The organism is Avibacterium sp. 21-599 (assembly GCF_026226765.1).
Taxonomy (GTDB): domain Bacteria; phylum Pseudomonadota; class Gammaproteobacteria; order Enterobacterales; family Pasteurellaceae; genus Avibacterium.
Window position 1 is genome coordinate 1 of record NZ_JAKKOB010000004.1, and the last position, 12,631, is coordinate 12,631.

Annotated in this window: 10 protein-coding genes; all 10 read right to left on the bottom strand. The window is 40.8% G+C overall.

The window, feature by feature from the left end; genetic code table 11:
• Positions 1-519 (bottom strand): PAAR domain-containing protein (locus L5B83_RS12240; protein WP_265778713.1); only part of this gene is annotated, 519 nt, incomplete at its 3' end.
• Between the two features lie 54 nt (positions 520-573).
• On the bottom strand, positions 574-1,536 hold the full coding sequence (locus L5B83_RS12245) for a DUF6396 domain-containing protein (protein WP_265778714.1): 963 nt from the start codon (positions 1,534-1,536) through the stop codon (positions 574-576).
• A 216-nt stretch (positions 1,537-1,752) separates the two neighbouring features.
• Positions 1,753-2,802: an SEL1-like repeat protein gene (locus L5B83_RS12250; protein WP_265778715.1), complete on the bottom strand. Its 1,050-nt coding sequence runs from the start codon at positions 2,800-2,802 to the stop codon at positions 1,753-1,755.
• A 65-nt stretch (positions 2,803-2,867) separates the two neighbouring features.
• Positions 2,868-3,923 carry a DUF6396 domain-containing protein gene (locus tag L5B83_RS12255; protein ID WP_265778716.1) on the bottom strand — a complete coding sequence of 352 codons (1,056 nt, stop codon included), beginning with the start codon at positions 3,921-3,923 and terminating at the stop codon, positions 2,868-2,870.
• Positions 3,923-5,977, bottom strand: a complete 2,055-nt coding sequence (locus L5B83_RS12260; RefSeq protein ID WP_265778717.1) for a phospholipase D-like domain-containing protein — start codon at positions 5,975-5,977, stop codon at positions 3,923-3,925. Before L5B83_RS12260 ends, L5B83_RS12255 begins: the two co-directional genes overlap by 1 nt.
• A 1-nt stretch (position 5,978) precedes the next feature.
• Positions 5,979-6,650 (bottom strand): PAAR domain-containing protein, encoded by a 672-nt coding sequence (locus L5B83_RS12265; protein ID WP_265778718.1) that lies wholly within the window; start codon positions 6,648-6,650, stop codon positions 5,979-5,981.
• Between the two features lie 53 nt (positions 6,651-6,703).
• Positions 6,704-7,864, bottom strand: a complete 1,161-nt coding sequence (locus tag L5B83_RS12270) for an SEL1-like repeat protein (protein ID WP_265778719.1) — start codon at positions 7,862-7,864, stop codon at positions 6,704-6,706.
• A gap of 192 nt (positions 7,865-8,056) precedes the next feature.
• Positions 8,057-9,235: an SEL1-like repeat protein gene (locus L5B83_RS12275; RefSeq protein ID WP_265778720.1), complete on the bottom strand. Its 1,179-nt coding sequence runs from the start codon at positions 9,233-9,235 to the stop codon at positions 8,057-8,059.
• 192 nt (positions 9,236-9,427) lie between these two features.
• A complete protein-coding gene (locus L5B83_RS12280; protein WP_265778721.1) occupies positions 9,428-10,594 on the bottom strand; it encodes a DUF6396 domain-containing protein in 1,167 nt (388 codons plus the stop codon).
• Positions 10,594-12,549, bottom strand: a complete 1,956-nt coding sequence (locus tag L5B83_RS12285; RefSeq protein WP_265778722.1) for a phospholipase D-like domain-containing protein — start codon at positions 12,547-12,549, stop codon at positions 10,594-10,596. Before L5B83_RS12285 ends, L5B83_RS12280 begins: the two co-directional genes overlap by 1 nt.
• Between the last annotated feature and the right edge of the window lie 82 nt (positions 12,550-12,631).

Sequence of the window (12,631 nt, forward strand, 5' to 3'; positions counted from 1 at the left end):
TTCGTTGGTGTTTTCTGGAACTTCAAGGTAAAAATCCCCTTCTTCATTAGAAACGCCCTCACCAACTTCACTCCCATCAATGTAAAGCTTATACGGCATTCCTACATATTTCTTTTGCTCAGAAAAGGCTGATTGAAAGAGAGATAATTTAAGTTCCTGTTTGCCCTCTGCACTTTTGCCATGCACGGTTTTTGTGCTGTCATAAACGGTAATCGTTGGAAAGGCATTGATAATTACCCCGCCACAGCTGGTTTTATCTCCCTCTCGAGCTAAGGCCTTACCACCAATTGAGACGGTTTTTGCACCGGCGATAATTACACCACTATGTCCTGGGCATTCTACCTTATCACCAATACAAGCCGTCGCTTTACCACCAAAGGTGACGGTAGATTGCCCTCTCACAACCTGGCCAACCGAACCATCGGGATGTAGCACAGAGGCACCAATATGAGCAGGATTTTTGCCTTTCGGCGTAATAGACCAACGTTGTGGAGAAAAAGCTGATTTTGAGTCTTGCATAATGAGATTCCTTGTCACTAACATCAATACATTCAACGGGCATTGCCTTTTCCCTTATTTTTTCAACGGCAATCCAGTTTGCCAATCTAGCCCTGCTTTTTCAGCCAGTTTTTGCATTAGCTCATCACTGGGTTTTTGTGGTGATGGGCCTTCAAACCAACGTTGAAAGGCAATTTTGCCGTCCCAAGGGGGAAGTTTGGCAGGGGGTAAAGGCACAATTTCATCAAGATCGGGAACGGTGGGTTTTAGAAAATCATAATCAAATAAATAATCGCCAATCATTTCATAGCGTTTTGATCGTTCAAGATCTTGGATAATTCCCGCATTTAGGCGATGCTTCTTGCTTTTATCAAATCCTTGGTATAGTTTAAATGCAGATTGCTGATTGCCCGATTTTACACCTTGATGATAGGCTTGAATTGCTTCTTGATATTTTTTATCAGATTCATAATAAATTCCTAACCACTTTGCGGCCTCACCTTGCCCCTGCGTTGTTGCACATTTCAGTAATTGCTCTCTTAAATCTAGACGAAATTTTAGTGTGGCATCATCTTTAATTAATGCTAATGTCTGTCCTAGATTAAGTTGCGCCTCCCTACTCCCCATATCCGCTGCTTTACGCAAATAGACAAACTTCCCCCCCGGTGTAGTTTTTACGCCATAGTTGCTATCAAGGTGGTAATAAAGTTTATACATCGCTGTAGCCGGCAAGGTTTTTTCCAGTTCTTTATTGAGATAATACACTTCTGTTTGTGGTTTTTTTACTGCTACTCGTTTGGTTTCCAATAACCACTGCAAGCGTAAATTGGCTTTGTAATCGCCATTATAGGCAGCAATGCGGTAATACACTGCCATATTTTGCCAGACTTCATCGCCTTTTTTACCCCGCCACATATTGTGCAGGTCGTGATAGAGGGCGTAGTCATAGAGGCTATGTACCTCTTTATCAATAGGTGGGCGCACTTCGTGTTTACACTCAAAGGTGAGATTATCTAAAATACTGTTGGTTTTTTGCATTGGCTTATCCTTACTGGTTGAGGCCACTGTGTGACACGCACACAAGCTGGCAATAAGACTGAATAATACAAGTTTTTTGATTGATTTCATTAATCTAACCTCGCTACATTAGGATAAAAATAGAACAGTGATGCTTAAACAAAAACCATAAATCCGCCTTAATTTTCCACCGCACTTTTATTTCTGCCCTCAATGAAAAGTGCGGTGGTTTTTTCCTTATTTTTTCAACGGCAATCCAGTTTGCCAATCTAGCCCGGCTTTTTCAGCGAGTTTTTGCATTAACTCATCGCTTGGTTTTTGCGGTGAAGGGCCTTCAAACCAACGTTGGAAAGCGATTTTACCGTCCCAAGGTGGGAGTTTGGCTGGAGGTAAGGGAACGATTTCATTGAGATCGGGGACGGTGGGTTTTAAAAAGTAATATTTAAACAAATAACTACTGATCATTTCATAGCGCGTTGAACGTTCAGTGTCTACATGAACACCTAAATACTCTGGTTGTTTAGAGTTTATCGCACTAAAACCCTCTGCCAATCTGAATGCTGATTGCTGATTACCTGCCTTGACTCCAGTATGATAATATTCTATAGCCTTGTTATATTTTTTATCAGAATTATAATAAATACCTAACCATTCTGCCGCATCTCCTTGACCTTGATTAGACGCACATTCTAATAACCGCTCCCTCAAATCTAATCGAAATCGTAAAGTGCCTGGATCTTGAAGCCTAAATAATATTTGCCCAATCTCATATTGTGCATCTCGGCTTCCCATATCAGCTGCTTTACGCAGATAAGCAAACTTCCCCCCTGGGGTAGTTTTTACCCCATAGTTGCTATCAAGGTGGTAGTAAAGTTTATACATTGCGGTGGCAGGTAAGGTTTTTTCTAACTCTTTATTTAAGTGATACACTTCTGTTTGTGGTTTCTTCACCACCACACGTTTGGTTTCCAGCAGCCACTGTAGGCGTAAATTCGCTTGATAATCACCATTGTAGGCTGCAATACGGTAATACACAGCCATATTTTGCCAGACCTCATCACCTTTCTTGCCCCGCCACATATTGTGTAAATCATGATAAAGGGCATAGTCATAGAGGCTATGTACTTCTTTATCAATAGGTGGACGCACTTCATGTTTACATTCAAAGGTGAGGTTATCTAAAATGCTGGTGGGCTTTTTCGGGGCTGTTGAGCTGGCCTTGGGGGAGCAAGCCATAAGTAGGCAACTTAACCCTGTAACAAATAATGTTAATTTTACTGTTGGCATAAAATCTCCTTAATTTTCCACCGCACTTTTTTATGCTCTCAATGAAAAGTGCGGTGGTTTTTCCCTTATTTTTTCAACGGCAATCCAGTCTGCCAATCTAGCCCTGCTTTTTCAGCCAGTTTTTGCATTAGCTCATCACTTGGTTTTTGCGGTGAAGGGCCTTCAAACCAACGTTGGAATGCGATTTTACCGTCCCAAGGTGGGAGTTTGGCTGGCGGTAAGGGAACGATTTCATCAAGGTCAGGGACGGTGATTTTTAGAAAATAGTACGTAGATAAATAGTCATAGATCATCTGATAACGTGTTGAACGTTCTAGATCCACATATCCCCCTAAATAATCTAATTGTTTAGAGTTTGTAATCCTAAACCCGTCCGCTAAAGTAAGCGCTGATAATTTGTTTCCTGCTTTTACACCTTGGTGGTAAACTTGAATCGCCTCTTGATACCTTTTATCTAGCTCAAAGCCAATTCCTAACGATTTAGACGCCTCTCCCATACCTTGTTGAGATGCACAACTTAGAAATTGTTCAACCAAAGCTGTACGGAAAGCGAATGTTGCCTTATCATCCATTCTCTCAAGGATTTCGCCTACGGCGAACTGAGCCTCCCGACTCCCCATATCCGCTGCTTTACGCAGATAAGCAAACTTCCCCCCTGGGGTAGTTTTTACCCCATAGTTGCTATCAAGATGATAGTAAAGTTTATACATCGCGGTGGCAGGTAAAGTTTTTTCTAACTCTTTATTTAAGTGATACACTTCTGTTTGTGGTTTCTTTACCACCACACGTTTGGTTTCCAATAACCATTGCAAGCGTAAGTTCGCCTGATAATCGCCATTATAGGCTGCAATACGGTAATACGTCGCCATATTTTGCCAGACCTCATCACCTTTTTTGCCCCGCCACATATTGTGTAAATCATGATAAAGGGCATAGTTATAGAGGCTATGTACCTCTTTATCAATAGGTGGACGCACTTCATGTTTACATTCAAAAGAGAGATTATCTAAAATGCTGTTGTTTTTTTGCATCGGCTTATCCTTACTGGTTGAGGCCACTGTGTGACACGCACACAAGCTGGCAATAAGACTGAGTAATACTAGTTTTTTGATTGATTTCATTAGTCTGACCTCGAAATTTCAGTGGTTAAACGTAAAAATTCACATAGGGGTTGTAGCGGAAGAGCTTTATCTGCTTTTGCATCAAAATTATTTTTCATTAAATCTTGCCATATCCTAAAAATCACCTCCGTAGTGTCAAAACGATTCATTTCATGTGGATTTGCTTTAGGATTATGATTAGTATGTAAATTCCATAAATCATAACACAATGCCCTTGCCACTGCCTGACACTCCGAAATAATCCCCAATTCCGTATCCACCTGCATACTGCGGGTATTCAGATTGGCTGAGCCAATAAAGGTAAACACATCATCAATAATCGTAACTTTCGAATGAATATACACCTCTTGCCACGCGTCCATTGAGGTTAGCGTGCAAATATGCGTCCGAATCCCCACTGCATCACTGACTTCGCGTTTGAGTTGTTTCATCTCTTCATATTGTGCCTGAATCGCCTGTTGTTCCTGTTCGCTTAATGCAGATAGCTCCTCTAAAACTGCCGCTTTTTTCTGGGCAACCGCCTCTCCACCTTGCCCGCGTTCCTCTTGTGCAGTTAAGGTTTCAAGCTGCTCTTCTAGCTCTTGCCTTTTCTTTCGATAATCATCATATTTGGTATAGTCGCCATCATTTAAGTTGTCACTATCCAACTGGGTGCTTACCCCCAGCAGCACATCCTCTCGCCCCAATAGCTTGAGCATTTGATAGGTGTTATAGGTTCCACTGCCAATTCCCGCATCACTGGAATTGGTCACCACAAACCAATATAACGGTTGGTTGACCTCTCGCCCATTGTCTTTCAATCGTTGCCAATGGGATTGATACGCTCGCACCAATTCTGTCCAGCGAAAATATTGGTTTTCCGTATAAATAAAATGGCTCGCCTTTTTGATATTCTCCAAATACATCGCTCGGATATGCTCTTCTTTCGGATTATCATAAGTGCGTAAGATTTGCGCCATAATTAATTCACCCAACTCAGAACGTGGGGCAAACGAATCTCGCGTTAGCACACTTCTTCGTCTATCTGCGGCCAAAGGCGTGTTGTAGGCTTCCCTTGCCTCTCGGTCAACCCATCCCACCAAATTACGGCTATCACTTCTATCCCAAGATTGGCAAAAATTATGGTTGATATCCCACAATACCTTTCCGGTTACTAAAGAAGAAACATCTTGCAACGGTATCGGGGCGTTACGTTGCGTATATGGCGTGATAGGACGGCTGTAATGAGTACTTTCATCCCAATACTCATCAAGCATATTATGCTCTAATACGAATCCCACTGCATTAGGTGGGTCAATATAATCAATCAGCACCGTCTTTTGATGATGGGAAGGGGAAACATACAATACGAGCCGGTTCATAACAGGCAACGCACTGGCCTCAGGATAATGATTAAAATGACTTTTCACACTGCGTTTTTTCACTTGCAATTTCACACGATTATCACTGAAACTAAAGCCATAAAGTTCTGTAAAAGCCCCTCTAAACACCGTTTCCGAATAAACTTCATTTAATCGGTTTAACTCGGCTAAATCCTTTTCTCCTATCTTGCCCGCCACCGCACGATACCACCAATAATCATAAGCGCGCTGCGCCTCACTCTGATATGCTTTGCCTTTTTGCTGGAAAGACATCAACTCCGGCGCACTTCCTAAGTTGGCCTCACCAAATCCTTTTATAGTTTGAAGGTCCATCCACATACTCCATACTAGCACCTTAACCTCTATGCCTTGCACGGCTTTTTGTATCAATAATCGGCCAATGCAAGGAGATTCCCCATCTCGCTTAAAAAGCATAGAAGGTTGAAAACCCCAAATTGCAATGTCGATAGAATGTTTTGCCTTAGCGATAAAATCATACAGGGTTTCAAAAGTTGTTTGACCATTAATCAATGGCTGAAACGTCGCCGGTGTTGCAGGTGGTGGCTGAACAATCACCGGCCTTTCCGCCCCCATCTCGTTACAGGCATCTTGCCGTAAAAACCAACTTTGGTTTAACTTCCCTTGGCCTGTGGCCTTTGAAATAACAATGGTTGGATAGCGGTTTTTTGACATCTTAGTTATCCTTTAATACTTGGTGATAATCAGCAAGCTCGTTATCTTGAGCTTGCTCTGTCGGATACCCTTGTTTATCTAATGTACTAGCAAGGTCTATTTCCTCAATTAATTGCAAATGAAACCGTTGCCCATTGCCTAGCTCAATTTCGCCTTCTTTGTCTGTGTCTTTCACTTCAAAATAAAGCGAGCCGGTTTCATCAATAACACCTTGCCCAATCTCTTGCTGTTCAATCATCACTTTATAAGGCATTCCAGCATAAGCACTCTGCTTTGAATGTGCCGATTCCATTAAATTTAATCGAATCTCTTTAACACCAGCGATACTTTTGCCATGCACGGTTTTTGTGCTGTCATAAACGGTAATCGTTGGAAAAGCATTGATAATCACCCCGCCACAACTGGTTTTATCCCCCTCTCGGGCTAAGGCCTTACCGCCAATGGAGACGGTTTTTGCTCCGGCGATAATTACACCACTATGTCCTGGGCATTCTACCTTATCACCAATACAAGCCGCCGCTTTGCCACCAAAGGTAACAGTAGATTGCCCTCCCACAACCTGGCCAACTGAACCATCAGGGTGTAGCACAGAGGCACCAATATGAGCAGGATTTTTGCCTTTCGGCGTAATAGACCAACGTTGTGGAGAGGAAGTTGATTTTGAGTGTTGCATAATGGGTTTCCTTATAATTAACGATGATAATTTAAAGTGCGGTAGTTTCCCCCTTATTTTTTCAACGGAAGACCTGTCTGCCAATCTAGCCCTGCTTTTTCAGCCAGTTTTTGCATTAACTCATCGCTTGGTTTTTGTGGTGAAGGGGCTTCAAACCAACGTTGGAATGCGATTTTACCGTCCCAAGGTGGAAGTTTGGCTGGGGGTAAGGGAACGATTTCATCAAGATCGGGGACTTTAGGTTGGAGATAGTCATGATCAAATAAATAATCCCATATCATTTTATACCTTACTGAGCGCTCTATATCTTCTGGCTGATTTAGAAAAGTAATATCGTTTCCATCATTTCTGCGCTTACCATCAAAAACATAAGCTAATCGATGAGCTGAGGATGAAGAACCATTTTTTACGCCTTGATGAAACGCTTGAATTGCTTGCTCATATTGACCTTGATTTTTATAACGAATACCTAAAAACTCCGAAGCCTCCGCTAAGCCTTGGTCCGAAGCACATTGTCTAAGTTGCTCAATAATTTTTTGTCTATATGGAAGCGTTTCGGGATCATCTATATCCCCTAACATATCTGCCACCACATACTGCGCTTCTCGACTACCCAAATCCGCTGCTTTTCTTAAATAGGCATATTTACCGTCTTTTTCTTTGGTGGTGACACCAAAGCCAATATCTAGATGTCCATAAAGCTTATAATATGCCGTCGCCGGAAGTGATTTCGCTAGAAGTTTATTGAGATTATGCACCTCATCATAGCTCGTTGAGGTTAAGGCTCGGTTGGTTTCTAATAAATATTGCAACCTTACATTGGCTTTATAATCCCCATTAGCTGCGGCAATTCGGTAATAAGGCAAAAGTTCATTCCAATCGCCGGCTTTCCCTGTCCACATTTTATGTAAATCTTGATAAAGGGCATAGTTGTAAAGCTGTTGGGTTTCTTCGGGGATAGGTGGTCTCTCTTCATGAACACAGCTAAATTCTAAGGCAGCAAGTTGTTGCATAACATCCATTTTATACTCCTTTTTCAATTTTTCACTTTCAGCTCTTTCTTTGGCGGTACAACGTTCTGGTCGATAACTCGGTCCTCCGCCCATAAAAATAGGGTTACATTCAAGGTATCTTATGAGAAAAAAAAGCCCTACTAAGCTGGCAATAAGTATCCCCAATAAGATTTTAAAACAAGTGTAACAACGGTGTTTCATTAGTCTAACCTCGATACGTTAGGATCTGCTCGGAAAAATTGGCGTAAGGGATGTTTAGGCATTTCACCATTTTTTAATTTGGACAAAAGGAAAGCATTATCACCGCACTTTTTACCCTATTTCAAAAAGTGCGGAATTTTCCACCGCACTTTTCTTTCTGCCCTAACTTTAAAGTGCGGTGGTTTTTTTTCGTTATTTTTTCTCTTTTAACGGCAAACCCGTTTGCCAATCAAGCCCTGCGTTTTCAGCGAGTTTTTGCATTAACTCATCGCTTGGTTTTTGTGGGGAAGGGCCTTCAAACCAACGTTGAAAGGCGATTTTTCCGTCCCAAGGTGGAAGTTTGGCTGGGGGTAAGGGAACGATTTCATCAAGGTCGGGGACTTTAGGTTGGAGATAGTCTTTTGCTGACAAATAATTCTGTATCATTTTATATCTTACTGAACGCTCTATATCCTCTGGCAGATTTAGAAAATCAATATCTTCACCATCATTCTTTCGCTTACCATCAAATCCATAAGCTAATCGATGAGCTGAGGATGAAGAACCATTTTTTACCCCTTGATGGAATGCTCTCACCGCTTCAGAATATCTTTTATCAATTTTAAAACCAAGAGCTAATGATTTAGAGGCAGCACCTAGGCCTTGTTCTGAGGCGCATTGCAATAATTGTTCTGCCAGTTTTAACCTGTATTCGAATACCTCTTTAGATTCATTCTCATCTTCAATATTTTCAAGCATTTCTGCTACCACATATTGCGCTTCTCGACTACCCAAATCCGCGGCTTTTCTTAAATAGGCATATTTGCCGTCTTTTTCTTTAGTGGTAACACCAAAACCAATATCTAAGTGTCCGTAAAGTTTATAGTAAGCGGTGGCTGGCAATTGGCTGGCTAACTGTTTATTGAGACTATGCACCTCATCATAGCTCGTTGAGGTTAAGGCTCGGTTGGTTTCTAATAAATATTGCAACCTTACATTGGCTTTATAATCCCCATTGGCAGCAGCAATTCGGTAATATGGCAAGAGTTCATTCCAATCCCCTGCTTTTCCTGTCCACATTTTGTGTAAGTCTTGATAAAGGGCATAGTTGTAAAGCTGTTGGATTTCTTCGGAGATAGGTGGTCTCTCTTCGTGAACACAGCTAAACTCTAAAGCGGCAAGTTGTTGCATAACATCCATTTTATACTCCTTTTTCAATTTTTCACTTTCAGCTCTTTCTTTGGCGGTACAACGCTCCGGCCGATAACTCGGCCCCCCGCCCATAAAAATAGGATTACATTCAAGGTATCTTATGAGAAAAAAAAGCCCTACTAAGCTGGCAATAAGTATCCCCAATAAGATTTTAAAACAAGTGTAACAACGGTGTTTCATTAGTCTAACCTCGATACGTTAGGATCTGCTCGGAAAAATTGGCGTAAGGGATGTTTAGGCATTTCACCATTTTTTAATTTGGACAAAAGGAAAGCATTATCACCGCACTTTTTACCCTATTTCAAAAAGTGCGGAATTTTCCACCGCACTTTTCTTTCTGCCCTAACTTTAAAGTGCGGTGGTTTTTTTTCGTTATTTTTTCTCTTTTAACGGCAAACCCGTTTGCCAATCCAGCCCTGCGTTTTCAGCGAGTTTTTGCATTAGCTCATCACTTGGTTTTTGCGGTGAAGGGCCTTCAAACCAACGTTGGAAAGCGATTTTACCATCCCAAGGTGGAAGTTTGGCGGGCGGTAAGGGAACGATTTCATCAAGGTCGGGGACTTTAGGTTGGAGATAATCATATTTAAATAAATAACTTTCAATTATTCTATAGCGAGTTGCTCTTTCTAAATCCTCTAGAAGATCTAGAAAATAAATATCTTTGCCATTATTTTCTCTTTTTCCATCAAAACCATAAGCTAGTCGATTAGCCGATGGTGAAGAACCATTTTTTATCCCTTGATGGAATGCTCTCACTGCTTCAGAATATCTTTTATCAAATTTAAAACCTAGTGCCAATGACTCGGAGGCTGTTCCTAAGCCTTGCTCTGAGGCACATTGCAATAATTGCTCTACCAACTTTAACCTGTATTGAAACGCCTCTTTAGATTCATTCTCATCTTCAATATTTTCAAGCATTTCTGCTACCACATATTGCGCTTCTCGACTACCCAAATCCGCTGCTTTTCTTAAATAGGCATATTTGCCGTCTTTTTCTTTGGTGGTGACGCCAAAGCCAATATCTAGATGTCCATAAAGCTTATAATATGCTGTTGCCGGAAGAGATTTAGCTAGAAGTTTATTGAGATTATGCACCTCATCATAGCTCGTTGAGGTTAAGGCTCGGTTGGTTTCTAATAAATATTGCAACCTTACATTGGCTTTATAATCCCCATTGGCTGCGGCAATTCGGTAATAAGGCAAAAGTTCATTCCAATCCCCTGCTTTCCCTGTCCACATTTTATGTAAATCTTGATAAAGGGCATAGTTGTAAAGTTGTTGAGCTTCTTCGGGGATTGGTGGTCTCTCTTCGTGAACACAGCTAAATTCTAAGGCAGCAAGTTGTTCCATTTTCTGCATAGTATTTTCCTTTTGTTGTGCTTTTTCTTTGGCGGTACAACGTTCTGGTCGATAACTCGGTCCTCCGCCCATAAAAATAGGGTTACATTCAAGGTATCTTATGAGGAAAAAAAGCCCTACTAAGCTGGCAATAAGTAGCCCCAATAAGATTTTAAAACAAGTGTAAAAACGGTGTTTCATTAGTCATACCTCGATACTTTTGGATCTGCTCGAAAAAATTGGCGTAGAGGACGCTTGGGCATTTCTTTCATTGCTCTTGCTTTCTGATTTTCTTTAATTAAATCTCCCCATATTTTAAATACATTTTCAGCATCACGGTGATCATGTAAATCAGGGGGATTGGCATCACTATCATTCTTTGTATGCAAGCCCCATAAGGTTTGCCGCAGTTCACGGGCAACTTGTCCATTTTCAACCACAATGCCTAATTCGGTATCTTTCTCCATACTGCGGGTATTTAAATTAGCTGAGCTGATTATTGTAAAAACATCATCCATAATGGTAACTTTGGAATGCACATAGACTTCATTCCAACTATTGGCTGAGGCTAAGGTGCAAATATGACTTTTGATACCCGGTGTTTGGTCAATTTTTGCCTGAAGTTTTTTGAGCAACTCTGCATCTTCTTGCTCAATACCTTTTTCAGCATTCTTTTGACTGCCTTTTATCTCTTTTTCTAAGTCAGCTTTTTGTTTTTTCAACTCATCGATTTTCTTCATCACTAAACTTGGTTTTGAATGTGAATTAGGCTGAGTTAATCTAAAGTAGTAATACTCAATTTTTGTTTGGATTTCTTCAATCTTTAACTGCCTTACTACATTAGGCATCACATCTTGTCTACCTAATAATTTCAACATTTGATTAGTGGTGTAAGTTCCTTTACCAAGCCCATCATCACTTGAGTTTGTTACCGCAAACCAGTAAATCGGACTAGTTCGTCCTGCTTGTCGCATTTTTTCCCAATGGGTAAGGAAGGTTTCAACTAACGGAGGATAACGAAAATATTGATTTTCCGTGTAAATATAGCTCACCGTTTTTTTGATATTTTGCAGATAAATTTTTTGAATATCGGTGACTCGTGGTTCATCATAAGTGCGTAAAATTTGGGCTTTAACCTGATGGCCAAATTTTTCATTAGGGGTAAACATTTCACGAGTTAGATGTTGTCGTTGTTGGGTGAGATTCTCTGTCGCCTCATAATTCCCTCGATTTTCAAATAATCCATTACGATCCCAAGATTGGCAGAAGTTATAGTTGATATCCCATAACACTTCACCCGTCACAACACTCGACACATCTTGTAACGGTGTATTGACATTTTTTCCTAGGTGAGGAAGTTTGATATCGCCATAATGATGTTCGTTCGTATCCCAATAGTTATCAATCATATTATGCTCCATCACAAAGCCGACTGCGCATTCTGGCAATTCATAATCAATTAACACTGTTTTTTGGTGATGTGAAGAAGTAGCAGATAAAGTTAGCTCTGCTTGCCAAGGCAAATTTTTATCAAAATACTTACGGTTATCAAAGGTGTCATTAAATAAAGCGATACGGCGATTTTTATATTGGATTTTCTTTCTTGCCACTGTGCGGGAAAAAGTAACTAAATGTGAATAATTTTGGCTAATATTATCAAGATCAGTATGCAAGCGCCCTTCAATAGCCATATACCAATATCTATCATATTCTTCTTGCTCTTTCCCCACATCAGCTACACGCTTATGGAACGCACCCGGTTTTCCTCCTAAATTGGCATTCTCAGCCAAAAAAGTTTGTGCATGAAACCACATACTCCAAACCAGTAAACGAATTTGAACATTTTCATACGCTTTGATTATGAGCAAATCCCCAATGCGGTAAGTTTTGTCATCGCTACCTCGCTTAAAACACATAGAGGGCTGAAAGCCCCAAATTGCTATATCAACAGAACGCTTGGCATTGTTAATTGCTTCATACACTTCAGCAAATGCCGTTTCACCATTCACTAAGGCTTTAAATGTCGCATCCACCGGTCGACTTTTATCCCCATTTTGGTAAGTCTCCGCATTATCTAAAAACCAACGCTCTGTTAAAATTACTTCATTTTGATGTTTCGCAAGTTGTATGCGAATCGGTTGTTTTTCCTCATCCATCACGTTTCCTCCTTAATGTTACAGAAGATTAGCTTTCCGTCGCGATGATATAGCGATCGCCATTTTTAAGCACAAGCTCAAA